Here is a 24,245-nt window from a genome sequence, read left to right as displayed (position 1 = left end):
GCGTGCGTAGTCGTGGCGCTCCCATGACGTATCTGTCCCATAAGGCTTCCTTCCACTCTCGTGAAAATAATACCCCATCAAATCCCGGGACTAAACACCTAGGCCGCCCGCAGGGAGATGAAAGGTCCTATCCCCGGATACCTGAAATGAAGGGTATCAGCGCAAAGGATACGGACGCCGCACGAAGTGAACTGATCGCATATTATATGGAATATTTCAATTTTCCGAAACAGAAAGCTGTCCGCATGGCTCAGGAGGCTCTGGCATCCATCTTCTCCATGGCGCACACATGCGACTGAAAGAGAGATAAAGCATCCGCCGGATTTCCTGCCCCTCCGTGTCCGCTTTGTGATAGAGAGGCATCTCCGTCTCCCTCCTCATGGAAATCCACGCTCCCATGTCCGCCGCTCTGCACCCCGACCGCTCCTCCTCCGCTGACGCGTCCCTGACTGCTGCGGAGCGTGAGCGTATTCTTGCCAAATCCGCGCTGTTTGCCCCGCCGCCTGCGGTGTGTGCCGATGGCAGAACGGATCTGGTGGGGCTGAACCGTGAGGAACTGACCGCAATCCTGACGGATATCGGAGAGAAGCCGTTCCGGACGAAACAGCTCTGGCACTGGATCTATCACCAGGGGGCAACGGATTTCCGGCAGATGTCCTCCATCGCAAAGCCGCTGCAGGAGAAGCTGGCCGAGCGTTTCGTGGTGGGAAGACCGGACCCCGTGACGGTTCAGACCTCTCAGGACGAGACGCGGAAATTCCTGTTCCGCTTCCGTGACGGGCAGGAAGCCGAGACGGTTTACATTCCGGATCGCCGGGAAGACCGGGGAGCCGTCTGTATCTCCTCACAGGTCGGCTGCACCCTGTCCTGCACCTTCTGCCATACCGGCACGCAGAAGCTGGTCCGCAATCTGGGGACTGCCGAAATTGTCGGGCAGTTTATGGCCGCACGCGATTCCTACAGCGAGTGGCCCAGCCCGAAAGGGGACACGTCGCGCCTTCTGTCCACCATCGTGCTGATGGGAATGGGAGAGCCGCTCTATAATTACGAGAATATCGCCAAGGCGATGCGGATCATCATGGATGGCGAGGGCATTGGCCTGTCACGCCGCCGGATCACGCTCTCCACCTCCGGCGTCGTGCCGCTGATGGATCGCTGCGGCGAGGAGCTGGGGATCAATCTTGCCGTCTCGCTGCATGCCGTCCGCAACGACCTGCGTGATGAGATCGTACCTCTGAACCGGAAATATCCGATCGAGGAGGTGCTTGCCGCCTGCCGTCGCTATCCGGCTGCAAGCAATGCGCGACGCATCACCTTCGAATATATCATGCTGCGCGGTATCAATGACACTGAGGCGGATGCCCGCGAACTCGTCCGCCTGATCCGTGACATCCCGGCAAAGGTGAACCTGATTCCCTTCAATCCCTGGCCGGGCAGCGACTATCGCCCCTCAACGCGCGAACAGCAGAATAAATTTGCGAAAATCGTCATGGATGCGGGATTTGCATCCCCGATCCGCACACCGCGCGGGCGGGATATTCTGGCGGCCTGCGGGCAGCTGAAAACCGAGAGCGAGCGCCAGCGCGCGGCAGACCGCGTCTGAAGGCCGGAGGAAGAATATGGATTTTCTGACTGCCCTGCCCGGACGCGGCGTGATTGCCATCAGCGGTGCGGATCGTGTGCGCTTCCTTCAGGGGCTGGTGTCCAGCGACGTGACTCTGGCCACACCGGACACGGCGATATGGGCGGGTTATCTGACGCCGCAGGGCCGCTGGCTGGCGGATTTCTTCATCTTCTCCGATGAGGAAAACGACCGGCTGCTGCTTGACTGCGAACAGGACATGATCCCCGATCTGATCACACGCCTGTCCCGGTTCCGCCTGCGTGCGGATGTCAGGCTTGAGGCCGCGGGCTATGCCGTCTGCGCCCGATGGGGGGACCTGCCCGAAGGAAAGCCGGGAGACGGAATCATTCAGGCTGCCGATCCGCGCCATGCGCTGGCAGGCCTCAGGCTTCTGGTGCCCGGGCCTGCCCCTGCCGGAACCTGCCAGTCGGAGGAGTATGACCGGCATCGTCTGACCCTGGGTCTGCCGGATGGCTCGCGCGACTGCGTACGGGAAAAAACGCTGCTTCTGGAAGCGAATTTCGATGTTCTGAACGGCGTATCCTGGACCAAGGGCTGCTATATGGGACAGGAACTCACGGCCCGCACGCATTACCGGACGCTTCTTCGCAAGCGCCTGGTGCCCGTCACGTCCGATCATCCGCTGCCACCGCCCGGCACGCCGGTCCTCGGGCCGGATGGAGAGGATGCGGGCGAGATGCGCTCCTCCTGTGACCACCAGGGGCTGGCCCTGCTGCGGATCGCGCATATGGACAAACGCCTGACCTGCGGGGAAGGTGTGCTGACCCCGCACGTGCCGAACTGGCTTGCTCCGGCTCTGAAGGAAGACAGGGAAGACATCGCACGATGATTTCTGACACGGATGCTCTCGAGACCATGCTGGACAGCGTGAAATTCGGAGACAGCGGACTGATCGCCGCAATCGCCCGACAGCACGATACGGGTGAGGTTCTGATGCTGGCCTGGATGAACCGGGAGGCGCTTGCCGAAACCCTGCAGACCGGACGTGTATGCTATTTCTCCCGCAGCAGGAACGCTCTGTGGCGCAAGGGGGAGACCTCCGGCCATGTTCAGCGCCTGATCGAGGCCCGACTGGATTGTGATGGAGATGCCGTACTTCTCCTGATTGATCAGACGGGAGCAGCCTGCCACACTGGTCGGCGCAATTGTTTTTATCGTACGTTCACGGACCAGGGCCTGCAGGTCATCGCCGCACCGATGACAGGGGAAACTGTCGGGTGACGAGCATATTGAAAGGCCTGCAGGAATGAACAGCACCGGAAGCAACGTGGACAGTACGCCCAACGGAACACTGGCCATCCGCGTGATCGCCATGCCTTCGAACACGAACGCGGCAGGGGACGTCTTCGGAGGCTGGGTGATGTCTCAGATGGATCTGGCCGCCGGGAATATCGCGATGCGCTATGCCGGTGTGAAATGCGTGACAGTGGCGATCGATCGCGTCTCGTTTCTTGCACCCATGGTCGTCGGAGATGAACTTTCGATCTATACCGAACTGCAGACGGTCGGGCGGACTTCCATGACCATTATGGTCGAGGCATGGCGGCGCGTGCGTCATACGGATGAAACCCAGAAAGTGACGCACGGCAAATTCGTTTTCGTAGCACTTGATGAAAACAACAGGCCGACGCCCGTTCCGGATCAGCCTGTCTCCAGCATCTGAACGTCTCCCTGTGCGGGACAGCCGGCAGGGTCGGCATCCCGCAGGATCGGATTTCATGCAGCCTTCGGTTTTTCAGAAAATCTCCACTGTCCGGCAGCCGGTTTTTGAAACACCGGAGGACGATAATGCCTACTGGCAGGCTAACCCGGATATTGTCGGCTGCGGGCTTTCCGCAAACGAGCATTATGAGCGGTATGGCCGGGCTGAAGGGCGGCTTCAGGCCGTCAATCAGGAGGAGGTCGCGGCATTACGTGAGCGCAAGCTTGGACGCCTGCGGTTCCGCAGGCCGCCTGACGTGCCGCGTCAGAGCGGAAGCCCTGCCTGCTATCTGACGGATGCCATCCGGGAAGAATTCCGTATTCCGCCTTTCCCTCCGGTCTCGGCTCATGATTACGGTGATTATATCACCGGCCTGCAGCAGGCTCATCCGGGCTGGATGTTTCTTGATGTCGGCGCAGGATTACGTGACAGCGTGACCGCGCAGATGGTCAATGTCGATATCTTCAGCGCCCTGAGCACTGACGTGGTCTGTATCGGTGAGGATCTGCCGTTCGAGGACGCGCAGTTCGATTTCGTACTCTGTGCGGCCACGCTGGAACATACATTACGACCCTGGGAAGTTGCTGCAGAGATCTGCCGTGTTTTAAAACCCGGCGGTATCGTGCGGATCGACTATCCGTTCCTGCAGCCGGTGCATGGTTATCCCTCACATTACTTCAATGCGACACCTGAGGGAAATATAAGCCTTTTTTCAAAGTGGTGCGATATTCAGTATAATATCGTTCCGGAGCATTTTCACCCGGCTTTCGCCCTGCGCTGGATGATGGAGGACTGGAAAAACGGCCTCCCGGATACGCTGCGGGAGACGTTCGGCAGCATGACGGTGAATGAGTTCCTCACGATGCCGCTGCCGGAGCTTCTCAGCAGTGAAATCTGTACGAAACTCCCTGATTCCGTGCAGAAAGTTCTGTGTGCAGGGTCAACGCTTGAGGCCATCAAGCGCCCGGGAGAACAGTATTACGGCTCCGGCCGGGAGCAGCGTCTGGAGCAGGCGATGCGGCAGTATCGGGACGATATCAGAATCATTACCTCCTCCTCATCCTGGAAAGTCACGGCTCCGCTGCGCAGAGCCGTCGGAGTAATGAAAAAACTTCTGCGTCGATCAGGCTGAAATCCGTTTCTGCCCTGCCGGGACAGGCGGTTCCTCACCAAAAACGCTGCGTCCTCCGTATTCCGCACTGGCGCTGCGCTCAGCGTCTACATACTCCTCAAAGGAAGGACCGGTCGCGGTGCGTTCCAGGCGTCGGGATGCCTCATCAAGACGGGATATTGCCGCCAGCCTGTCATCATTCCCCAGACGGGCGGATTCAACCGCAGATTTCAGAATTTCTATGGTTTTGTCATAAACTTTCAGAGGTACCGGATAGGGATGCCGGTCCTTCCCACCAAGAGCGAGAGAAAAGCGGGCCGGATCATCAAACCGGCACGGCGCACCGTGCACGACCTCCGCAACCTGCGCCAGAGTCCGGACCGTACGTGAGCCTATCCCGGGTGTCAGCAGCAGAGAGCTGAAATCCTCAGGCCCGCGCTCTGCCGCAGCGGCCAGAGCACCATGCAGGCGACGCAGGATGACGTTGTCCGATCGCACCTCATGATGCTCCGGCATGATCAGGAATGGCAACTGCCCCTGGGGAGGGGCAGCAGGGCTGGCCTTTGCATAGTCCGCCAGTTTTGCGGCCTCATCCGTAATCCGGTCTGGCCCGAAATCCCGCAGAAGATCAAGCTGGCCACTGCGGGAGCGGGCCGCCTGGCGATCCGCAAGATTGATAATATGTCCGCCAGAGCGCCCTTCAATCGCGGTATGAGGGGAGTCCAGAAATCCTTCCAGCCCCTCTGAAAGCCAGTGATACCGCCGGGCAAGACGTCTGCTTTCGTTCATCCCCTGCTGGACAACCACCCATTTACCGTCATCCGCAACGATAAAACTGTGCAGGTACAGATCAAACCCATCCTGCAGAGCCGCGCTGTCCACTTTTGCAACCAGCCGACTGGCCTGCCCGAGTTCCTCTCCATCCAGGCCGGTGCGCTGCCCGATCTCCAGAAGCTGTGCAGGTGTCTGTCGCGAATGGCGCCCGCGCCCGCCGCAGACATGCAGCCCCAGCTCTGAGGAAAGCGGCTCAAGCCCGCGCCGCAGGGCACCGATCACGCTGGTCGTGATGCCGGAGGAATGCCAGTCCATCCCCATGACCGAGCCGAAAGACTGAAACCAGAACGGGTGCGAGAGCCTGCGGAGAAACTCGTCGCGCCCGTAATGATGAATGATCGCCTGCGCGATCACGGCGCCAAGGCGGCTCATACGCCCGGCAAGCCACATCGGCACCCGGCCGCCATGCAGCGGGAGATCAGCGCCTCCTGAACGTCGCGACACACCCGCCTCCCGTGATCATAACAGGAACATGTTATGCACCGGAAACGGGTGAAGCGACAGAGAAAACCGGTATGCCGGTCAGGGGGCCAGCGGTCCGGTGCGGGACACCAGAACCATCAGCGCACCAAGCAGACCAAGCCCCAGACCGGCCATGGAAACTGCCGGATAGCCATACCCCATGGACAGCACGGCTCCGCCAAGAGCCGCCCCCAGAGCGTTGCCGAGATTGAACGCACCGATATTGACCGAAGATGCCAACCCCGGCGCATCATGGGCCGCGGTCATCGTCCGGACCTGCAGCGCCGGTATCAGGGAGAAACTGGCAACGCCCCAGAAAAACACACCTGCCAGCGCACCTGCCGGTGTGACCGCGACAAACGGGAACAGCAGCATGATGATACCCAGCAGGGGGAAAACCGTCAGAAGCGTGCCGATCGGAAAGCGATCCGCAGCCCGGCCGCCCAGCATGTTCCCGACACTGAAGCCGACACCGATCAGCATCAGCGCCACGGTCGTCAGCACCGGCCCTGCCCCGGTGATTTTTTCCAGCATGGGCACGATATACGTATAGAGTTCGAACATCGCGCCTGAGCCCACCACCGTAACACCGAGCGCCATCAGGGTGTTGGGACGCAGAATCGCCCTGATTTCCCGGCCGACATCCGGCCGCTCGCCCGCCTTATCCGGCGGCAGTGCCACGGACAGCGCCGCAATGGCAATCAGCCCGAGCAGGGAGATGGTGGCAAAGGCGGCTCTCCAGCCCATCGTATCCCCCAGCCAGGTGGCTGCGGGAACGCCGAAGATATTGGCCACGGTCAGCCCCATGAACATGCTGGCCAGAGCACTGGCCCGCCGGTCCGGCGTGACGAGACTGGCCGCCTCGACAGCGCCGAGGCCAAAGAAAGCGCCATGCGCCAGACTGGTCAGCACGCGCGCCAGAAGCAGCTGCGTGTAGGTCATGCTGATGGCAGAAACCAGATTTCCGACGGTATAGAGCAGCATCAGCGCAATCAGCGCATATTTACGCGGGTAGCGGGTCAGGAACAGCGTGACGAAAGGCGCTCCGCCCATGACCCCAAAGGCATAGGCGCTCACCAGGCCGCCTGCCTGGGGCACACTGACATGCACGCCCCGCGCTAGGACCGGCAGAAGCCCCATGGGCGTAAATTCCGTAACCCCGATGGCAAAGGCACCACAGGCAAGAGAGATCAGACCCGGACCGGCCGAAGTCTTCCGGTGCGCGTCTGTGGCGGGCGTCGATGTCACGCAGGCATCCTCAGTTCCAGGGAAACCCGCATTATGCGGGACCGCCTCCGATATGGCTACGTCCGCTCCGGCTTTCCACCCCGCCGCTTGCCTCCTGTGGCAGAGTGGTTACAGTTTTATCATGAAATATATCCGTGCTGCTCTCCCTGCGCTGTCCATCATGCTGACGGCAGGCGCGCCTCCTCCCTCCGCCGGGGATTCCGCTCCGATCGATCCTGCAAGGATGTCGGACATGATTCGCACGCTGGCCTCCGATCCGTTCGAAGGACGCGCACCGGGCACACATGGCGAGGCCGTCACGACAGACTGGCTGATCCGGACCTTTCAGAAACTCGGGCTGGAACCCGGCGGAGAAAACGGGGGCTGGACGCAGGACGTGCCCATGATCCGCACGACCCCTTCAGTGAGCGGGCAAATGGCGGCTGAGACAAACGGGCAGAAGCTGTCGTTCACACAGCTCAGGGATATCTGCCTGTCCACATTGCTGCCTGAGGACCGCATCAGAATCAGCCAGGCACCGATGGTGTTTGTCGGATACGGCGTCAGAGCACCCGAACGACACTGGGATGACTACAAAGGCACGGATCTGAAAGGGAAGGTCGCGGTTTTCCTGGTTAATGATCCGGATTTCGATGCCGGGCCCTCCGAACCGGTATCCGGCCGGTTCGGCGGCCGGACAATGACCTATTACGGACGCTGGACCTACAAGTTCGAGGAAGCCGCACGGCGCGGCGCCATTGCCGCGCTGATCGTCCATGACACACCCGGAGCCTCCTATCCCTGGAGCACGGTCATCGCTCCGGGCGGGCAGGCCTATGATATCGCGCGTGACGGCAGCAGTGAAAAACCCGTGCCGCTGCAGGGATGGATTGAGGGAGGCGCTGCAAAAGCCCTGTTTTCACAGGCAGGTCTTGATCTGGCTGCACTGCGGGTGCAGGCACGCTCCGCCGATTTCAGGCCGGTCACCCTGCCCAGCACCTTTCTGTCCGTCGATCTGCCGGTAAAAAGCGAACGCCTGACGAGCCGTAATGTCATCGGCAAAATCACGGGCACAAAATACCCGGATGAAACGGTGATATTCGGAGCGCACTGGGATGCCTTCGGGCAGCAGAAGGATGCCGGAGGACGGACGGTCATCCGGCGCGGCGCGATTGATGACGGATCAGGCATTGCAGCGATTGCGGAAATCGCCCGTGCTTTCCGGGCGGGACCAAAGCCGGACCGGACCGTTATGTTTGCGGCCTGGACAGGAGAGGAACGCGGTCTGCTCGGCTCTTCATGGTATGTCACGCATCCGCTCGCTCCCCTTGAAAAGACGGCGGCGAATTTCACAATTGACGTGCTCCAGATGGCCGGACCTGCGCGTAATGCCTTCATCATCGGTGCCGGGCAGGACAGTCTGCAGGATATGTTTGCAGCAGCAGCCCGGACGCAGGGGCGTGTGGCGGAACCGGAAGCCGCACCTGAACGCGGGGCGTTCTACCGGGCCGATCATCTGCCTTTTGCCCGCGCCGGTGTGCCGGTCCTCGCCGTGATGGATATGGCCGGAGCGTTCGATCTTTATGACGGCGGCCGGGAAGCCGGGAAAAAATGGCTGACCGGCTATATGGCCTGCTACCATCAGGCCTGTGATGCTTGGAATGCAGGCTGGGACCTGCGCGGCGCGGCCCAGGATACGGCTCTGGTCTGGCTCAGCGGGCGGCAGATCGCTTTCTCGCACAGCTGGCCGACATGGAAGCCGATTTCCGATATCCGTCAGCGCAGCGCCGACAGACGCCCTGAATAACGCGTACCGGATATTCCCCGATACGAAAAAGGGCAGCTCCCTCACGGGAGCTGCTCTTCCTTATGACAGTTCTGATGAAATCAGTGCGTTGCCAGACCTGCGTCGATCTCCGCACGCACGGACTGCATCTTCCCGATCAGTGTCTCAACCTGCTCTGCATCGGACGTTGCGGAGAAGTCCAGAGCACTGGTCAGTTCTTCCAGCCGGGCTGTAGCGTCATCAACCGAGATTTCAGAAACCGGCGTTGCTGAGTCTGCCAGAATCGTGCAGCGCGTCGGTGTCATATCTGCAAAGCCGCCTGCCACGAAATAGCGATCCGTTACGGTATCACCTTCGTAGATGGAGACAACGCCGCCCCGCAGAATGAGCATCATCGGCGCATGATCAGGCATCGCCGCGATATCTCCCTCTTCACCGGGCATCACGGCCATATCCGCATCACGGGAAACCAGAACTTTTTCCGGGCTGATAATTTCGACCCTGATCGGCATTATCCGGTTCTTTCTCGTCAGGATCCGATGATCGGAGAACGATCACCGGATATCTTTATCCTACGTCAGTCAGCTTCCCCTGAGGATCAGGCGGACTCACGCATTTTCTCGGCTTTCGCAATGGCTTCCTCAATCGAGCCGACCATATAGAAAGCACCTTCGGGCAGGTCATCATGCTCACCGGCGACGATCTGCCTGAACGAGCGGACCGTGTCCTCAAGCGAGACCAGCTTGCCCGGAGAACCCGTGAACACCTCAGCCACATGGAACGGCTGGGACAGGAAGCGCTGAATACGACGGGCGCGTGCCACGATCAGCTTATCGTCCTCGGACAGTTCATCCATGCCGAGAATGGCAATGATGTCCTGCAGAGATTTGTAGGTCTGCAGGATACGCTGCACGTCACGGGCGACCTTGTAGTGCTCCTCACCGACAATTTTCGGATCGAGCGAACGGGAGGTGGAATCCAGCGGATCAACCGCCGGGTAGATTCCCATCTCCGCGATCGAACGGTTCAGAACCGTCGTGGCGTCAAGATGCGCGAAGGTGGCGGCCGGAGCCGGATCGGTCAGATCGTCTGCCGGAACGTAAACGGCCTGCACGGACGTGATCGACCCCTTCTTGGTGGACGTGATGCGCTCCTGGAGAGCGCCCATTTCCGTCGCCAGCGTCGGCTGATAGCCCACGGCGGAAGGAATACGGCCCAGCAGGGCCGACACTTCAGAACCGGCCTGGGTGAAGCGGAAGATGTTATCCACGAAGAACAGGACGTCCTGGCCTTCCTCATCACGGAAATACTCGGCCTGGGTCAGTCCCGAAAGAGCAACACGGGCACGCGCACCCGGCGGCTCGTTCATCTGGCCATAGACCAGAGCAACCTTGGACCCTTCCGTGTTGCCGTCCTCACCGACCTTGATAACGCCGGCATCCTGCATTTCGAAATACAGGTCATTACCCTCACGGGTACGCTCACCGACACCGGCGAAAACGGACACCCCACCATGCGCCTTGGCGATGTTGTTGATCAGTTCCTGAATGATAACGGTCTTGCCGACGCCCGCGCCGCCGAAGAGGCCGATCTTACCACCCTTAAGGTAGGGGCAGAGCAGATCGACAACCTTGATGCCCGTCACCAGAATCTCGGCAGATCCTGCCTGCTCGTCAAATGCCGGAGCCTCACGATGGATCGGAGCGCGCAGTTCCGAACGGATCGGGCCGTTCTCATCCACCGGCTCTCCGATCACGTTCATGATGCGGCCCAGCACACCCGGACCAACCGGAACCGAGATCTGTGCGCCCGTGTTTTTCACCGGCGTACCGCGGACCAGACCGTCGGTCGTGTCCATGGCAATGCAGCGCACCTCGTGCTCACCGATTTCCTGGGCAACCTCGAGAACCAGCGCCTGGCCGTTCAGCTCGACATGCAGCGCGTTCAGGATTTTCGGCAACTCGCCTTCAAACTGCACGTCAACAACTGCGCCGCGCACCTGAGTGATGCGGCCGACGCTGTTGCCGGAGGTCGTTGTGGTCTGGTGGATCGTATCCGACATAATGGTCAGCTCCTGCGGGCAGGGACAGTCGAAAGGAAAGAGAAACAGTTCATGCACATCTGATCAGACAGCAGATGCGCCGGAAATGATCTCCATAAGCTCATTGGTAATATTGGCCTGACGGGTCCGGTTGTATTTCTGCGACAGACGGTCAATCGCCTTACCCGCATTGCGGGTCGCATTGTCCATTGCCGTCATCCGGGCACCCTGCTCACCTGCGGCGGAATCAAGCATGGCCGCATAAATCTGGACCTGCAGGTTCCGTGGCAGCAGACGGGCAAGGAGTTTTTCCTCATCCGGCTCGAATTCATACTGCGCCTGATCGGCACCGGCAGCAGGCTGCCCGGCATCCGCCTCATCCAGCTCAAGCGGGATGAGCTGCATATGCGTCGGCACCTGGGACATCACGCTGCGGAAGCGGTTGTAGATCACCGTGCAGACGTCGAACTCGCCGGCCGCCAGCATTTTCGTGACTCTGCTACCGAGATCGCTGGCGGCCGAGAACGGAACTTCCTTGCCGGAACTGCCCGGGATACGCTCAATGATCAGATCGGCAAACTCACGCGCCAGAAAATCCGCACCCTTACGACCTACCGGCAGAATCTTCACGATCTTGCCCTCAGCCTGAAGGTGCCGGACCGTCTGGCGGGTCGTACGGTTGACGTTGGAGTTAAAGCCACCTGCCAGACCGCGATCGCTGGTCACGGGAATCAGAAGATGAACCTGATCCCGGCCTGTTCCGGTCATCAGCCTGGGCAGACCATCCTGCCCGGCCATGGATGCCGCAAGCTCACCCAGCATCCGGCGCATGGCATCAGCATAGGGATGGGCGGCCTCCGCATGAAGCTGCGCACGGCGCAGCTTGGCGGCGGCCACCATTTTCATGGCACTTGTGATCTTCTTCGTCGATTTGACGCTTGTGATCCGCGCGCGCAGTTCCTTGAGGGAAGCCATGATCCGTGTCCCGACTCAGCCGGCGAAGCGCTTGTTGAAGCCCGTGAGGAACTCCGTGACCTTCGCCTCACCTTCCTTGCTCAGCTGCTTCTCGTTCCGGATCGTGGTGATCACGTCAGCACCGGTTGTGCGCAGCTCGGACAGAATTCTCGCTTCCCAGTCAACCACCTTGTCGACGGCAATCTCGTCCAGGAAGCCACGGGTTCCGGCAAAGAGAACCACAACCTGCTCCTCAACGGACAGCGGAGAGGATTCCGGCTGCTTGAGCAGCTCCGTCAGGCGTGCACCGCGCGCCAGCTGCTTCTGGGTCGCGGGATCGAGATCGGACGCGAACTGAGAGAACGCCGCCATCTCACGATACTGAGCCAGCTCCAGCTTGATCTTACCGGCAACCTGCTTCATCGCCTTGATCTGCGCTGCAGACCCGACGCGGGACACGGAACCGCCGACATTAACGGCCGGACGGATGCCACGGTAGAACAGATCGGTCTCAAGGAAGATCTGCCCGTCCGTGATGGAAATCACGTTGGTCGGGATGTAGGCCGATACGTCACCGGCCTGCGTCTCGATCACGGGGAGCGCCGTCAGAGAACCGCCGCCATTGGCATCGGACATCTTCGCCGCACGCTCAAGAAGGCGGGAGTGCAGATAGAACACGTCACCCGGATAGGCCTCACGGGCAGGCGGACGACGCAGCAGCAGGGACATCTGGCGATAGGCCACGGCCTGCTTGGACAGATCGTCATAGGCGATCAGGGCATGCATGCCGTTATCGCGGAAGAACTCACCCATTGCACAGGCCGAGTAAGGAGCCAGATACTGCATCGGTGCCGGGTCGGACGCCGTTGCAGCCACGACGATGGAATATTCCATCGCGCCGCGCTCCTCAAGCGTCCGGACTAGCTGGGCAACCGTAGAGCGCTTCTGACCGATCGCAACATAGATACAGTAGAGAGACGCCTTGTTGTCGCCCCGTGCATTCACTTCTTTCTGCGCGAGGATCGTATCGATGATGATCGCTGTCTTGCCCGTCTGGCGATCTCCGATGATCAGCTCACGCTGGCCACGCCCGATCGGAACCAGCGCGTCGATCGCCTTGATTCCGGTCTGCATCGGCTCGCTGACCGACTGGCGCGGCATAATACCGGGCGCCTTGACCTCGGCACGACGATACTCGACGTCCGAAAGCGGACCCTTGCCGTCAATCGGGTTTCCCAGCGCATCAACGACGCGACCGAGAAGACCGCGGCCGACCGGAACCTCAACGACCTTGCCGCTGCGGGTAACGGTGTCACCCTCACGAATGTCCACGTCGGATCCGAAAATCACGACGCCGACATTGTCAGCCTCAAGGTTCAGGGCCATGCCCTTCTGGCCCGCGGAAGGGAATTCCACCAGCTCTCCGGCCTGGACGTTCTGCAGACCATAGACACGGGCAATGCCGTCGCCGACCGTCAGAACGGTGCCGGTCTCAGCGACTTCGCTTTCCGTATCGAAGGAAGCGATCTGCTGCTTGAGGATATCCGAAATCTCTGCGGGACGGATTTCCATCACGCGGCTCCCTTCATGGCATGATGCAGACGAACTAAACGGGACTGCAGGCTGTTATCGTAGAGATAAGGTCCGACACGGACGATCAGGCCGCCGAGAATGGACGGATCGACCTTCTCCGTGATGTTCACATGAGTATATCCGGCTTCGGCAAGCCGGCTCTGCACGCTGGCGCGCTGCGCGGAAGACAGCGTCCTTGCGCTGACCACCTCGGCGGAAATCTCACCGCGGCGCGCTGCCGCATATGCGGCAACCGCAGCCAGAATGCGACGCAGGGACGACAGACGACGATTGCGGATCACGACACCGACAAAGTTCGCGATCAGTTCACCGAAACCCTGCGCTTTCAGAACAGCCTGAACGGCCTTCTGCTGTCCCTCGATATCGATCCGCACATCACCGAGGACCGTGCGAAGTTCGGGACTTTCATCGATGAGCCTCGCGAGCGCTTCCGCCTGCGGAAGGACCTCGTCAAGCTTCCAGCGATCGGCTGCGAGCTCATACAGAGCTGCGGCATAGCGACCGGGCAGACCGCCCGTCGCGCCGTTCATCCGGGGTGCTGTATCGGCAGAAGCCACTGTCTGCTGATTCCTTCTTCCTGTGAGATCCGCTTTGCAGGGACCAGCGCGGCGCACCGCCGCAGGCTGCTCCCGGAAGGATACAGCCGCTGCGGTTACAAATACTGGCGCGGCTCTAGCATGGGAGTGCCGTCCGCGCAACGGAGCGAACCGGCTGATTCGACGATTTCTTAACTATTCGCAAGATTCGTCACCGGGGGACAGAAGCGCCTCGGACAAACAGCCCCGACCCGGAGTCAGAAGCTTCAGAAATACAGAGAAGATGGAGCGGGCGAAGGGAATCGAACCCTCCTCAGAAGCTTGGAAGGCTACTGCATTACCACTATGCTACGCCCGCTTACCGACCGGGCTTATATCCATTCCCGAAGACATCAGGCAAGCCCCCGGAAGAGCTTCCGTAAAAAAAATCCCCGCAGGCGGATGTTTTCGCCTTTCCCTCTTGACTTTGGACCGTCGGCATATTCTTTTCCCGATCCTGCGCCGGGTTTCGTAGCCATGGCCGGTCGGAATGCATGCAGTCCGGCGGCCGGGAAGCGACCCATGCAGGGGTGTAGCTCAATTGGCTAGAGCGCCGGTCTCCAAAACCGGAGGTTGGGGGTTCGAGACCCTCCACCCCTGCCAGATTCTCCGCCTGCGGAGAGGCTGAAAAACATGCAGGAGCGCAGTTTTCCGGTGCGGCATACAGATTACCGCCGGAGCCGGCAGACCGGCCTCCGGGTGGGGCGGCGTGTGCGTGGCAACAGAGTTTTATGAGGTTCGGTCGTGGCATTCAGTCCGGTGAAGTTCGTGGAAGATGTGCGGGGGGAAGCCCGGCGCGTGACTTGGCCCGACCGCCGTGCGACGCTCGCCACGACGGGCGCCGTTGTCGCGATGGCTGTTTTCACATCAATTTTCTTCTTCTGCGTCGACCAGCTTATCGGCTTCGGCGTTCGGGCACTTTTCGGGCTGGGAGGCTGAGAGAGCGTCATGGCGAAGCGTTGGTACGTAGTTCACGTCTATTCCGGATTTGAGAAAAAGATCGCGGCCCACATCATGGAACAGGCCGGACAGAAGGGCCTTGCGGATCATATCGATCAGGTTCTCGTTCCCGCCGAGGACGTGGTGGAGGTCCGCCGGGGGCAGAAGGTCAATACCGAGCGGAAGTTCTTCCCGGGCTATGTCCTGGTGAAGATGGAACTGACGGACGAATCCTGGCATCTTGTGAAAGACACGCCGAAAGTCACCGGCTTTCTCGGTTCCCGCAATCGCCCATCCCCCATCCCGGAGGCTGAGGCCGAACGGATCATGAAGCAGGCCCAGGAAGGCGTCGAGCGTCCGAGAGCGGCTGTCAATTTCGAGGTCGGGGAGCAGATCCGCGTTGCCGACGGACCGTTCACATCCTTCAACGGCGTCGTGGAAGAGGTGGACGAGGAAAAAAGCCGCCTCAAGGTCAGCGTCTCGATCTTCGGCCGCTCTACACCGGTCGATCTGGATTACACGCAGGTCGAGAAGCTCTGAGGCACATATCGGCTTCAGTCTGACCGTCACTGCACGATGCATTTCCCCGGGCCTCGCAAGAGGCACCGGGGATTTTTTTATCTCAGAGGAATGACTGCGCTTTGTTCAGGATCAGGCTGCAGAGTCTCTGGCGTGCGGACTGGTCAAGGGAGGACAGGGAGACCTGATTTCCCGTGCCGGTCTGCAGGATTCCCTGCTGCCCGAGCACATAGGACTGGTTGGACGGGCTGATCTGGCTCTGCTGCGTCAGGCTGCCGAGCGTGGATGTTGCAGTGTTCCCCTGCGCTCCGGACAGCATGTTGTTCTGGATGCAGTAGTTGAGAACGCCGGACACGTTGCCGCTATTTGCCGAAGCCAGGGAAGACAGGTTCAGGCCATTGGTCAGGCCGCTGAGGCCGCTTGTCAGGCCGGAGGTGGAATTCGTCAGGCTGTTCATCGCACCCGAGGTCGCCCCCTGGGTCGCGCTCTGAATCATATTACCCAGCAGCTGTGCATGAGCGGCAGCGGGGGCGGAAACGGCAAGAGCCGCCACAACAGCAATACGGATACGGGAACTGATCGTCACGTCATGATCCTTATAGATCGTGAGGGTCTTTCCTCACATTCGAAGAGGCATGGACCCTCAGATTTCATTACAAAACCTTTCCGGCTCCGGACCCTGAACGCAGAGTGCGGCAAAACCCGGGCACGACCCGGGACAGGGAAGATCCGAAAAAACAGACGGTCCATTCCAAATAAACCACAAATCATCTACATGTCGCCATCGTTAACTAGGCCGACAGCTGAGGCCGTGGCCGATAACCGAGGTGTGATGTGGGTTACAGGATAGCAGTAGCCGGTGCGACCGGAGCGGTCGGCCGCGAAATTCTCAAAACCGTGGCGGAGCGCAGCTTTCCGGTCGATGAGATCGTCGCCCTCGCCTCCCCCAGATCGGCCGGACGGGAGGTTTCCTTCGGTGACCGCACCCTGAAAGTGCAGAACCTGGAAACCTTTGAGTTCACCGGCTGGGATATTGCCCTGTTCTCCCCAGGCGCCTCCGTGTCCGCCGTCCATGCACCGCGCGCCGCAAAGGCCGGATGCGTCGTGATCGACAATACCTCCCACTTCCGTATGGAGCCCGACGTTCCCCTGGTCGTGCCTGAGGTCAATCCTCAGGACCTGAAAAAGGCGAAGCGGAAGATCGTCGCCAACCCCAACTGTTCTACGATCCAGATGGTCGTGGCCCTCAAGCCGCTGCATGATCTGTTCACCATAAAACGTGTGGTCGTCGCCACCTACCAGGCTGTGGCCGGAGCCGGTAAGGACGGTATGGACGAGCTGTTCGCCCAGACCAAGGGAAGCTTCGTCGGCGATCGTCCGAAGGTTGAGCAGTTCCAGAAACAGATCGCCTTTAACTGCATCCCGCAGATCGACCATTTCATGGATGACGGCTCCACCAAGGAAGAGTGGAAGATGACGGTCGAGACCCGCAAGATTCTCGATCCCGAGATCGCGGTGCTCGCGACCTGCGTGCGCGTCCCGGTCTTCATCGGCCACTCTGAAGCCATCTCGGTCGAGTTCGAAAACCCGGTCGATCTGGGCCGGGCACGGGATGCCCTGCGCGAGGCAGAGGGCGTCGTCCTGCTGGATGAGCGCGAGGACGGCGGATACATCACCCCGATCGAATGCGTGGGGGAAGATGCGAGCTATGTCTCCAGGCTGAGAATCGATCCGACCGTTCCGAGCGGCCTTGCGTTCTGGTGCGTGTCCGACAACCTCCGCAAAGGCGCGGCGCTGAACGCCGTGCAGATTGCCGAGGCCATGGTCGCCATGGACCTGATCGGCAACCGGGGCTGAAACTCTTCCGGCGCGGCAGGATTACGAATCCCCGCCGGATATCCTGCACACAATTACGCGAGCCGATCCGGGCCGCCGCGAACAGCATCCTGACCCGAACGGATACACATTGCGTATCCGGAATATTCCATTTTTCCCGCGTTCTGCCCGCCATTTCCACACACAGGCCTTCCCTGTCCTTATCAGGACCGCAGAAGTCCTGTTATTTTCAGAGGGTTTCCGCCTTTTCCTCCGGCGGCCTCCTCTCGGTCTCGTGTCCGTCCCGAGAATTGACCCCTGCCCCCGCACAAGCGTAGGAGCGGTTCGAGGTTATGGCCGGTAATCATTCCGGCTTTTATCATGGACGAAACCGCGAGGCGACGATGCAGGATGTCCGGGAAGCGCTCTATATCGGGAGCCGCAGCGACGGCACGTTAATCAGACGGCCGATGTCGCCGCATCTTCAGGTTTATAAGATGCGGCTTTCTATGTTCCTCTCCATTTCCAACCGTATAACCGGCGTGATCGCAACGGCCGGTTCGGCGCTGGGTGTGGCATGGCTGGCTGCCGTGGCAAAAGGACCGAAGGCTTTTGCCACGGCCCGCAAGGTGACCGGCAATCCGCTGGGACAGCTCGTGCTGTTCGGCTGGATCATCTCTCTGGTGTGGCACACCATCGGTGGCCTGCGGCATTTCATCTGGGATGTCGGCCAGCGTGACAGCAAGCAGGAGATCAACGAGGACGGCCCTGTGGCTGTCGGTGTGATCGCCGGTGTCGGTGTGGCACTGGCTCTTTCCCTGCTGGGTGTGTCCTGTGCCCGCGCCCGTCGCGGCCGTACGAAATAAGAGGGCAGGATCATGAACGCATCCAACACTCTCCACCACACGGTCAGACGCTCCCAGCTCGGCCGGGCACGTGGACTGGGCGCTGCAGGCAGCGGCCCGTCCCACTGGATTGCCGAACGGATCTCCGCCGCAGCCCTGCTGCCGCTCTCAGGCTGGTTTGTCGTGCAGATGTTCCGCCTCGGCGGCTCGTCTTATGAAGACGTAACCGCATGGGGTGCGCGGCCGGTCAATGCGACGATGCTTCTGGCCCTGGTTGCCACCAGCTTCTACCACGCCGAATCCGGGCTGCAGGTCATCGTTGATGACTATGTGCATGGCAAGGCGCATGCACCGACGAAGATCGCCGTAAAGATCGGCGTGTATCTCGTCGGGCTTCTGGGTGTGGTCTCCGTCCTGAAGATCGCCCTGGGCAGAGCATCCTCGAAATCCTGACCACAGCGGACGCGCAGCCCCGCCGGGGCGCGCTTCCGGCAAGCTGATTCACGACGGATCCTCCGGAGATTCCACGGAATCCCGGACAGATCGCAAGACAACGGAGCGTCATTGATATGAGCGCCACTTCCTCTCCCTCGCGGGGAGCCTACCGCATTGTCGACCACGCCTATGACGTCGTCGTCGTCGGTGCAGGCGGTTCCGGTCTCCGCGCTACGCTCGGTATGGGGGCCGCAGGCCTTTCAACCGCCTGCGTGACCAAGGTTTTCCCGACCCGCAGCCACACTGTTGCCGCACAGGGCGGTATCGGTGCGTCTCTCGGCAACATGGCCGAGGACAACTGGCGCTGGCACATGTACGATACCGTCAAGGGATCTGACTGGCTCGGAGACCAGGACGCCATCGAATTCATGTGCCGTGAGGCCGTTCCGGCCGTGCATGAGCTGGAACATTTCGGCGTGCCGTTCTCCCGCACCGAGGCGGGCAAAATCTATCAGCGTCCGTTCGGCGGCCATATGAGCGACTACGGCAAGGCCCCCGTGCCGCGCGCCTGCGCCGCTGCCGACCGTACCGGCCATGCGATCCTGCACACGCTGTATCAGCAGTGCCTCAAGCACAATGTCGAGTTCTTCGTCGAGTATTTCGCCGTTGACCTGATCATGGATGACGAAGGCGCATGTCGCGGCGTCATCGCCTGGTGCCTGGATGACGGCACGATCCACCGCTTCAATGCGAAGACGGTCGTCCTCGCCACCGGCGGCTATGGCCGTGCCTGGCAGTCCTGCACCTCCGCCCATACCTGCACCGGCGACGGCGGCGGCATGGTCATGCGCGCCGGGCTGCCGACCCAGGATATGGAGTTCGTGCAGTTCCACCCGACCGGCATCTATCCCGCCGGCTGTCTGCTGACAGAGGGCTGCCGTGGTGAGGGTGCCTATCTGACCAATGCGGAAGGCGAGCGCTTCATGGAGCGTTATGCCCCGACCGCCAAGGATCTGGCTTCCCGCGACGTGGTGTCCCGCGCCATGACGGTGGAAATCAAGGAAGGCCGTGGCTGCGGCACGAAAAAAGACCACATCATGATGCATCTGGAGCATCTTGGCTCTGATCTGCTGCATGAGCGTCTGCCGGGCATCATCGAGACCTCCCGCATCTTCGCCGGTGTGGACGTCACGAAGGAGCCGGTGCCGGTTCTGCCGACCGTTCACTACAACATGGGCGGCATTCCGACGAACATCCACGGTGAGGTCGTCCGCCCGACCGAAGACAACCCGGATGCGGTTGTCCCCGGCCTGATGGCCGTCGGAGAGGCCGCCTGCGTTTCCGTGCATGGTGCAAACCGTCTGGGCACGAACTCGCTTCTCGATCTGATCGTGTTCGGACGCGCCGCAGCCCGCCGCGCCGCCGAGATCGTCAAACCGACAGACTTCGTGAAACCGCTGCCTGCCGGTGCGGGTGAGCAGGCGCTCGACCGCCTTGACGCCATGCGCTACGCCAAAGGCGGAACGCGCGTTTCCGAAATGCGCGAGCGTCTGCAGCGCGACATGCAGACCCATGCCGCGGTGTTCCGTACGGAAGACAGCCTGAAAGAAGGCTGTGACAAGATCCGGCAGATCTGGTCAGAGAAGGGAGACCTGTCGGTTGCCGATCACTCCCTGATCTGGAACAGCGATCTGATGGAAGCGATGGAGTTCGAGAACCTTCTCGCGAACGCCACCGCAACGCTGGAGAGCGGCCTGCTGCGTCATGAAAGCCGCGGCGCTCATGCCCGTGACGACTTCCCCGATCGTGATGATCACGAATGGATGAAGCACAGCGTCTCCTGGCTTGACGAAAAAGGCGATACGAAACTGACCTACCGCCCGGTTCACATGAAGACTCTGACAGATGAGGTGGAAGTCTTCCCACCCAAGAAGCGCGTTTACTGATCCGGAACGCTCTGAGGAAAGCAAGGGAGACGCATCATGGTTGAGCTCAGACTTCCCCGTAACAGCACGGTCACGAAGGGGCAGCATTTTCCTGCCCCGGCCAGTGCGAAGAATGTCCGTACGTTCAAGGTGTACCGCTGGACGCCGGACGACGACAAGAATCCTGCAATGGATACCTATGACATCGATCTCGATCACATAGGTCCGATGGTTCTCGACGCGCTGATCCACATCAAGAACGATGTCGATCCGACGCTGACCTTCCGGCGTTCCTGCCGTGAGGGCATCTGCGGGTCCTGCGCGATGAACATCGACGGTGAGAATACGCTTGCCTGTCTGAAGCCGATCGACAGCATGACCGGCGATATTCTCATCAATCCGCTGCCGCATATGCCGATCGTCAAGGATCTCGTATCCAATCTTGACGGTGCCTATGCCCAGCTGCGCTCCATCGAGCCCTGGATGAAGAGTGACAGCGCCCCGCCCCCGGACGGAGAGCGTCTGCAGTCTCCCGAGGAGCGTGCGAAGCTGGACGGCATGTGGGAGTGCATCCTGTGCTTCTGCTGCACCACATCCTGCCCGTCCTACTGGTGGAACGGTGACCGCTATCTCGGCCCGGCAACGCTTCTGGCCGCCTATCGCTGGATTGCCGATACGCGCGACGAGGACACGGGCGAACGTCTGGACTCGCTTGAGGACACGTTCAAGCTCTATGCCTGCCGCACGATCATGAACTGCACCCAGACCTGCCCGAAGGGTCTGAACCCGGCCAAGGCCATCGGCCGGATCAAGGAACTGCAGGTTGAACGCAAGCTCTGATTTCTTCGGGAATCAGTCAGCCGCAAGAAAAACCCCGGGAGATCCGTCTCCCGGGGTTTTTTCATATCCGTCGAGGCCGGATGTGCTTTTCTACTTCTTCAGCTTCCTGATCTCTCTGAGGAGATCCTCACGCGAGGCCGCACCGGGGATCACTTCCTGTGTTCCGATCAGGAAAGTCGGGGTACCCTCAATCTCCAGCTTCTTAGCCAGAGCGATGTTCTCACGCATCGCAGCCGCGACATCCGGGCCTTCCATATCTTTCTCAAGCCTGTCCGCATCCAGACCAACCGACGCTGCAAGCTGGCGGATACGCGCCTGAGACGGCTGCTGCGTATCGTTCATCAGCACATGCTGCAGCTTCAGATATCCGTCCTGCCGGGCCGCAGCCAGCAGGGCCTTCGCCTCAAGCTGGCTGGCCGGTCCCAGGACTGGGATCACCTTCTCAACCAGCTTCAGCTGCGGCTCTTCTTTCACGATGCTGTCCAGATCCGGCAGCACCTTCCGGCAGTACGGGCAGCGCGGGTCATAGAACTCAACGACCTCGAGCGAACCGGCAGGATTCCCCAGAACCACATCGGTAGAACTGCCGCCAAGCCGGGCATGCTCATCAGCCGCAACCTTGAGCGCGCCCGCTTTCTGCTGCTGCTCGCTTTTCGCGTGCATCGCCTCAACGGCATCTGTCAGGATGGAAGGGTCGTTCCTCAGAGCCTGCCGGACAATCTCAACGATTTCCTGCCGCTGCCCGGGAGAGAATGTGTCTCCGGCCCGAGCCCGCGTGACCAACATCGTGCTCACGGCCACTTCCGCAAGCAGAACAAACAGTGCCGCTTTCCGCAGCCGGATTTTTCCGGAAAAAATCATCACGCCTTCCGTTCTGAACTCTGTCGCTGAAATACATAACGCTCCGGGCGCACAGGACGGCATGACATGCACGGGACCGGATATGAAACACGCATAAACATTGCTGGCAGGAAAGAACACCGCTAATCCATTGGCTGAGCCGTCGCGTCAGAGTGCAGCAGACGCGGGGCACCACACAAAGGGGAGAGCAGACCGCGTGCGCCAGCCGAAAAAGTGTTCTGTCACGAGCCGCCACGGAACAGCCTCCGAAACACGTCTTCTTCCCCAGCTGCTGGTCCGCGCCGCACTGGCGGGAACACTGAGCACATCCCTTGCCGCCTGCGATCTTTTCTCATCCTCCCAGGATCAGGGCAGCGGCACCTCCCTCTTCGGCTCGAACGGACATCGTGCCGCCGGATATACGGGTGAGGTCGTCGCGGATGAACCGGCCGCAGCCCTGGCCGCACGGAACGTTCTGTCTCAGGGCGGGAACGCAGCCGATGCCGCCGCAGCCTTGGGAATAGCGCTGGCGGTTACCCTGCCCTCGCGCGCGTCTCTCGGATCCGGCGGGGCCTGTCTGGCATGGAAGCCCGGCGATACGGAGGGGCAGGCTTTCCTGTTTCTCCCCGTCTCCGCCGGCGCTTCTCCGGCAGCTTCCGGAGCGCGGAGCGGAAAGGCTGCAGCACCCGTCTCGTCCGCCGCTGATCGTCCCGCTTCCGTGCCCATGCTTGCCCGCGGGCTTTTCCTGATGCAGCTGCGCTACGGCAGCGTGGATTTTGCGGATACCATTGTTCCGGCCCTGCGCCTTGCCTCAACTGGCACCGAGGTCAGCGCCCGTCTTGCCGCTGATCTCAAAACCGTTGAGGGACCCCTGCTGGCTGACGACGAAGCCCGCTCGATCTTTGCACGGCCCGACGGCAGCGCCATGCAGGCCGGTGATATCCTTCATCAGAGACATCTCGCCGGGACGCTGGAGAGAATGCGCAGTGCCGGTGTCGGTGATCTCTATACCGGTGCGCTGGCGCAGATTCTCATCAGCAGCGCGGGGGCGAGCGGAAGCGGCATCGATATCAATCGCCTCCGCAGCTCCGTCCCCGCTCAGGCACGTCCTCTGACCCTGCGCTCCGGTGCCTATGACATCTCGTTCCTCCCTCCACCCGCCGATGGCGGTCTCGGGACGGCGGTTGCGTTCCGGGCGCTGAACAATGGCGGCAGGGATAACGGTCAGACAGCCCGGCGGATTGTCGCGGCCTGGCGTTCAGGCCACGGTTCCGATCCGCAGGCCATCCTCAACTCATCTGCCTCCGCCCCCTCGGCTCCGGCGCTGCCCGCTCTCCCGGCCTCGACAAGCTTTGCCGTGGCGGACAGCAAGGGCGGGGCCGTTGCCTGTGCCCTGACCATGAATAATCTGTTCGGAACCGGTCGTGTTTCGGGCTCCACCGGAATCGTGCTGGGCGCCTCTCCCGAGCGTAAGCCTCTGCCTCTGCTGACTGCAGCCATCGCCCATCACGGACGGGACTCGTTCCGTGCCGCCGTGACCGCATCAGGACAGAACGATGCCGCAGATGCTGCCGCCCAGGCGCTGGCGGATATCGCCGGAGGCAGGCATCCCTCTTCACGGCATACCAGCACGCCTGCAGGCCGTGTGAATGCCCTGAGCTGCCCGCAGGGACTGCCCGGCGGGCAGAGCTCCTGCTACGGATGGACCGATCCTGCGGGTGGCGGATATGCAACCGGCTCCTCCGGGAAATAAACGGCAGGGGGATATCATCCCCCTCCGAAACTCCGGACCAGACTCCCGGCGACAAGCTGCCAGCCGTCAACCATCACGAAAAAGATGAGCTTGAACGGCAGGGAGATTGTTGCCTGAGGCAGCATCATCATACCGAGACTCATCAGAACGGCTGAGACCACGAGATCGATGATGAGGAACGGCAGATAGAGCAGGAATCCCATCTCGAAACCCCGGCGTAACTCCCCGATCATGAAGGCCGGCATCAGTACACGCCAGGGAGTTTCAGAGGTGGTCCCGTCTGATCGGACAGTTTCTGGGTTTGAATAAACTATACCCGTTGTTGTTATGCCGCCATTCTGACGGCGCTGCTGTTGGCCCTCTGGTCCGGGGTTAACCCCGGACCAGAGGGCGTCGGCGCGTCA

24 protein-coding genes, 2 tRNA genes and 1 pseudogene are annotated in these 24,245 nt (G+C 60.8%); 16 read left to right on the top strand and 11 right to left on the bottom strand.

The window, feature by feature from the left end; translation table 11 throughout:
* Window positions 1–146: 146 nt before the first annotated feature.
* From LOC54_RS05775 to LOC54_RS05750, 6 genes are all read left to right on the top strand, one after another.
* Window positions 147–299, top strand: coding sequence for a hypothetical protein (locus tag LOC54_RS05775; RefSeq protein WP_279312879.1), 153 nt, complete (start codon window positions 147–149; stop codon window positions 297–299).
* A gap of 98 nt (window positions 300–397) precedes the next feature.
* Window positions 398–1,603 carry a 23S rRNA (adenine(2503)-C(2))-methyltransferase RlmN gene (rlmN, locus tag LOC54_RS05770; protein WP_279312878.1) on the top strand — a complete coding sequence of 402 codons (1,206 nt, stop codon included), beginning with the start codon at window positions 398–400 and terminating at the stop codon, window positions 1,601–1,603.
* 16 nt (window positions 1,604–1,619) lie between these two features.
* Window positions 1,620–2,474 (top strand): folate-binding protein, encoded by an 855-nt coding sequence (locus LOC54_RS05765; protein WP_279312877.1) that lies wholly within the window; start codon window positions 1,620–1,622, stop codon window positions 2,472–2,474.
* Complete coding sequence (gene hisI / locus LOC54_RS05760) at window positions 2,471–2,866, top strand: phosphoribosyl-AMP cyclohydrolase (protein WP_279312876.1); 396 nt, start codon at window positions 2,471–2,473, stop codon at window positions 2,864–2,866. Before LOC54_RS05765 ends, hisI begins: the two co-directional genes overlap by 4 nt.
* Window positions 2,867–2,891: 25 nt before the next feature.
* On the top strand, window positions 2,892–3,308 hold the full coding sequence (locus LOC54_RS05755; protein WP_408740302.1) for an acyl-CoA thioesterase: 417 nt from the start codon (window positions 2,892–2,894) through the stop codon (window positions 3,306–3,308).
* 55 nt (window positions 3,309–3,363) lie between these two features.
* Window positions 3,364–4,479 carry a class I SAM-dependent methyltransferase gene (locus LOC54_RS05750; RefSeq protein ID WP_279312875.1) on the top strand — a complete coding sequence of 372 codons (1,116 nt, stop codon included), beginning with the start codon at window positions 3,364–3,366 and terminating at the stop codon, window positions 4,477–4,479.
* On the opposite strand, the gene LOC54_RS05745 is transcribed toward LOC54_RS05750, so the two are convergent.
* Both LOC54_RS05745 and LOC54_RS05740 read right to left on the bottom strand, forming a co-directional pair.
* Entirely contained in the window at window positions 4,471–5,736 is a 1,266-nt protein-coding gene (locus tag LOC54_RS05745; RefSeq protein ID WP_279312874.1) for a DUF763 domain-containing protein, read from the bottom strand. The two genes, LOC54_RS05750 and LOC54_RS05745, sit on opposite strands and share 9 nt — an antisense overlap.
* Before the next feature lie 78 nt (window positions 5,737–5,814).
* The gene (locus LOC54_RS05740; RefSeq protein ID WP_279312873.1) at window positions 5,815–7,002 is read right to left on the bottom strand and encodes an MFS transporter; all 1,188 of its coding nucleotides are present in this window, start codon (window positions 7,000–7,002) and stop codon (window positions 5,815–5,817) included.
* A gap of 160 nt (window positions 7,003–7,162) precedes the next feature.
* Here LOC54_RS05740 and LOC54_RS05735 point away from each other — a divergent pair, with 160 nt between their 5' ends.
* Complete coding sequence (locus LOC54_RS05735; protein WP_279312881.1) at window positions 7,163–8,788, top strand: M28 family metallopeptidase; 1,626 nt, start codon at window positions 7,163–7,165, stop codon at window positions 8,786–8,788.
* 80 nt (window positions 8,789–8,868) lie between these two features.
* Here the strand turns inward: LOC54_RS05735 and atpC are convergent, their stop codons facing one another.
* The 6 genes from atpC to LOC54_RS05705 all read right to left on the bottom strand — a co-directional run bounded on the left by atpC (window position 8,869) and on the right by LOC54_RS05705 (window position 14,249).
* Window positions 8,869–9,279 carry an ATP synthase F1 subunit epsilon gene (atpC, locus tag LOC54_RS05730; RefSeq protein ID WP_279312872.1) on the bottom strand — a complete coding sequence of 137 codons (411 nt, stop codon included), beginning with the start codon at window positions 9,277–9,279 and terminating at the stop codon, window positions 8,869–8,871.
* Between the two features lie 86 nt (window positions 9,280–9,365).
* Complete coding sequence (gene atpD / locus LOC54_RS05725; protein ID WP_279312871.1) at window positions 9,366–10,829, bottom strand: F0F1 ATP synthase subunit beta; 1,464 nt, start codon at window positions 10,827–10,829, stop codon at window positions 9,366–9,368.
* A 63-nt stretch (window positions 10,830–10,892) separates the two neighbouring features.
* A complete protein-coding gene (locus tag LOC54_RS05720) occupies window positions 10,893–11,783 on the bottom strand; it encodes a F0F1 ATP synthase subunit gamma (protein ID WP_279312870.1) in 891 nt (296 codons plus the stop codon).
* A 15-nt stretch (window positions 11,784–11,798) separates the two neighbouring features.
* The gene (gene atpA, locus LOC54_RS05715) at window positions 11,799–13,334 is read right to left on the bottom strand and encodes a F0F1 ATP synthase subunit alpha (RefSeq protein WP_279312869.1); all 1,536 of its coding nucleotides are present in this window, start codon (window positions 13,332–13,334) and stop codon (window positions 11,799–11,801) included.
* Window positions 13,334–13,885 carry an ATP synthase F1 subunit delta gene (gene atpH / locus LOC54_RS05710; protein ID WP_279312880.1) on the bottom strand — a complete coding sequence of 184 codons (552 nt, stop codon included), beginning with the start codon at window positions 13,883–13,885 and terminating at the stop codon, window positions 13,334–13,336. The genes atpA and atpH overlap by 1 nt, the downstream gene beginning before the upstream one ends.
* 290 nt (window positions 13,886–14,175) lie before the next feature.
* Window positions 14,176–14,249, bottom strand: a tRNA-Gly gene (locus LOC54_RS05705).
* 207 nt (window positions 14,250–14,456) lie between these two features.
* On the opposite strand from LOC54_RS05705, the gene LOC54_RS05700 reads away from it, so the two are divergent.
* From LOC54_RS05700 to nusG, 3 genes are all read left to right on the top strand, one after another.
* Window positions 14,457–14,533 (top strand) — tRNA-Trp (locus LOC54_RS05700).
* 141 nt (window positions 14,534–14,674) lie between these two features.
* Window positions 14,675–14,869: a preprotein translocase subunit SecE gene (gene secE / locus LOC54_RS05695; RefSeq protein ID WP_279312868.1), complete on the top strand. Its 195-nt coding sequence runs from the start codon at window positions 14,675–14,677 to the stop codon at window positions 14,867–14,869.
* A gap of 9 nt (window positions 14,870–14,878) precedes the next feature.
* The gene (gene nusG, locus LOC54_RS05690) at window positions 14,879–15,409 is read left to right on the top strand and encodes a transcription termination/antitermination protein NusG (protein WP_279312867.1); all 531 of its coding nucleotides are present in this window, start codon (window positions 14,879–14,881) and stop codon (window positions 15,407–15,409) included.
* 82 nt (window positions 15,410–15,491) lie between these two features.
* Here nusG and LOC54_RS05685 read toward each other — a convergent pair whose 3' ends face one another.
* Complete coding sequence (locus tag LOC54_RS05685; RefSeq protein ID WP_279312866.1) at window positions 15,492–15,974, bottom strand: DUF2501 domain-containing protein; 483 nt, start codon at window positions 15,972–15,974, stop codon at window positions 15,492–15,494.
* Window positions 15,975–16,222: 248 nt separating this feature from the next.
* Between LOC54_RS05685 and LOC54_RS05680 the strand changes: the two genes are divergently transcribed.
* The 5 genes from LOC54_RS05680 (at window position 16,223) to LOC54_RS05660 (ending at window position 21,248) form a co-directional block, all read left to right on the top strand.
* The gene (locus LOC54_RS05680) at window positions 16,223–17,245 is read left to right on the top strand and encodes an aspartate-semialdehyde dehydrogenase (protein WP_279312865.1); all 1,023 of its coding nucleotides are present in this window, start codon (window positions 16,223–16,225) and stop codon (window positions 17,243–17,245) included.
* Window positions 17,246–17,607: 362 nt separating this feature from the next.
* Window positions 17,608–18,069 (top strand): succinate dehydrogenase, cytochrome b556 subunit, encoded by a 462-nt coding sequence (sdhC, locus tag LOC54_RS05675; protein ID WP_347709388.1) that lies wholly within the window; start codon window positions 17,608–17,610, stop codon window positions 18,067–18,069.
* A gap of 12 nt (window positions 18,070–18,081) precedes the next feature.
* Window positions 18,082–18,501 (top strand): succinate dehydrogenase, hydrophobic membrane anchor protein, encoded by a 420-nt coding sequence (sdhD, locus tag LOC54_RS05670; protein WP_279312863.1) that lies wholly within the window; start codon window positions 18,082–18,084, stop codon window positions 18,499–18,501.
* A 116-nt stretch (window positions 18,502–18,617) separates the two neighbouring features.
* Window positions 18,618–20,429, top strand: coding sequence for a succinate dehydrogenase flavoprotein subunit (gene sdhA, locus LOC54_RS05665; protein WP_279312862.1), 1,812 nt, complete (start codon window positions 18,618–18,620; stop codon window positions 20,427–20,429).
* Between the two features lie 36 nt (window positions 20,430–20,465).
* Window positions 20,466–21,248 (top strand): succinate dehydrogenase iron-sulfur subunit, encoded by a 783-nt coding sequence (locus LOC54_RS05660; protein ID WP_279312861.1) that lies wholly within the window; start codon window positions 20,466–20,468, stop codon window positions 21,246–21,248.
* A gap of 90 nt (window positions 21,249–21,338) precedes the next feature.
* Here LOC54_RS05660 and LOC54_RS05655 read toward each other — a convergent pair whose 3' ends face one another.
* The gene (locus LOC54_RS05655) at window positions 21,339–22,109 is read right to left on the bottom strand and encodes a DsbA family protein (protein WP_279312860.1); all 771 of its coding nucleotides are present in this window, start codon (window positions 22,107–22,109) and stop codon (window positions 21,339–21,341) included.
* A 196-nt stretch (window positions 22,110–22,305) separates the two neighbouring features.
* On the opposite strand from LOC54_RS05655, the gene LOC54_RS05650 reads away from it, so the two are divergent.
* Window positions 22,306–23,841, top strand: a complete 1,536-nt coding sequence (locus tag LOC54_RS05650; protein ID WP_279312859.1) for a gamma-glutamyltransferase — start codon at window positions 22,306–22,308, stop codon at window positions 23,839–23,841.
* Window positions 23,842–23,855: 14 nt separating this feature from the next.
* Here the strand turns inward: LOC54_RS05650 and LOC54_RS05645 are convergent.
* Window positions 23,856–24,107 (bottom strand): annotated as a pseudogene (locus tag LOC54_RS05645) (flagellar biosynthetic protein FliP); the annotation flags it as partial.
* Between the last annotated feature and the right edge of the window lie 138 nt (window positions 24,108–24,245).

Source organism: Acetobacter sp. AN02 (assembly GCF_029759835.1).
Classification (GTDB): domain Bacteria; phylum Pseudomonadota; class Alphaproteobacteria; order Acetobacterales; family Acetobacteraceae; genus Acetobacter.
Note: the sequence above shows the minus strand (reverse complement) of the source record. Positions and strands in the feature narration are given on the sequence as shown.

What these genes read in the sequence shown, in the direction of transcription:
- atpC (WP_279312872.1), bottom strand. Translation starts at nt 9,279, where the DNA reads ATGCCGATCAGGGTCGAAATTATCAGCCCGGAAAAAGTTCTGGTTTCC.
- LOC54_RS05765 (WP_279312877.1), top strand. Translation starts at nt 1,620, where the DNA reads ATGGATTTTCTGACTGCCCTGCCCGGACGCGGCGTGATTGCCATCAGC.
- rlmN (WP_279312878.1), top strand. Translation starts at nt 398, where the DNA reads ATGTCCGCCGCTCTGCACCCCGACCGCTCCTCCTCCGCTGACGCGTCC.
- LOC54_RS05660 (WP_279312861.1), top strand. Translation starts at nt 20,466, where the DNA reads ATGGTTGAGCTCAGACTTCCCCGTAACAGCACGGTCACGAAGGGGCAG.
- LOC54_RS05755 (WP_408740302.1), top strand. Translation starts at nt 2,892, where the DNA reads ATGAACAGCACCGGAAGCAACGTGGACAGTACGCCCAACGGAACACTG.
- atpA (WP_279312869.1), bottom strand. Translation starts at nt 13,334, where the DNA reads ATGGAAATCCGTCCCGCAGAGATTTCGGATATCCTCAAGCAGCAGATC.
- LOC54_RS05750 (WP_279312875.1), top strand. Translation starts at nt 3,364, where the DNA reads ATGCAGCCTTCGGTTTTTCAGAAAATCTCCACTGTCCGGCAGCCGGTT.
- LOC54_RS05720 (WP_279312870.1), bottom strand. Translation starts at nt 11,783, where the DNA reads ATGGCTTCCCTCAAGGAACTGCGCGCGCGGATCACAAGCGTCAAATCG.
- sdhD (WP_279312863.1), top strand. Translation starts at nt 18,082, where the DNA reads ATGAACGCATCCAACACTCTCCACCACACGGTCAGACGCTCCCAGCTC.
- hisI (WP_279312876.1), top strand. Translation starts at nt 2,471, where the DNA reads ATGATTTCTGACACGGATGCTCTCGAGACCATGCTGGACAGCGTGAAA.
- sdhC (WP_347709388.1), top strand. Translation starts at nt 17,608, where the DNA reads ATGCAGGATGTCCGGGAAGCGCTCTATATCGGGAGCCGCAGCGACGGC.
- sdhA (WP_279312862.1), top strand. Translation starts at nt 18,618, where the DNA reads ATGAGCGCCACTTCCTCTCCCTCGCGGGGAGCCTACCGCATTGTCGAC.
- LOC54_RS05735 (WP_279312881.1), top strand. Translation starts at nt 7,163, where the DNA reads ATGCTGACGGCAGGCGCGCCTCCTCCCTCCGCCGGGGATTCCGCTCCG.
- atpH (WP_279312880.1), bottom strand. Translation starts at nt 13,885, where the DNA reads ATGAACGGCGCGACGGGCGGTCTGCCCGGTCGCTATGCCGCAGCTCTG.
- nusG (WP_279312867.1), top strand. Translation starts at nt 14,879, where the DNA reads ATGGCGAAGCGTTGGTACGTAGTTCACGTCTATTCCGGATTTGAGAAA.
- atpD (WP_279312871.1), bottom strand. Translation starts at nt 10,829, where the DNA reads ATGTCGGATACGATCCACCAGACCACAACGACCTCCGGCAACAGCGTC.
- LOC54_RS05775 (WP_279312879.1), top strand. Translation starts at nt 147, where the DNA reads ATGAAGGGTATCAGCGCAAAGGATACGGACGCCGCACGAAGTGAACTG.
- LOC54_RS05655 (WP_279312860.1), bottom strand. Translation starts at nt 22,109, where the DNA reads ATGATTTTTTCCGGAAAAATCCGGCTGCGGAAAGCGGCACTGTTTGTT.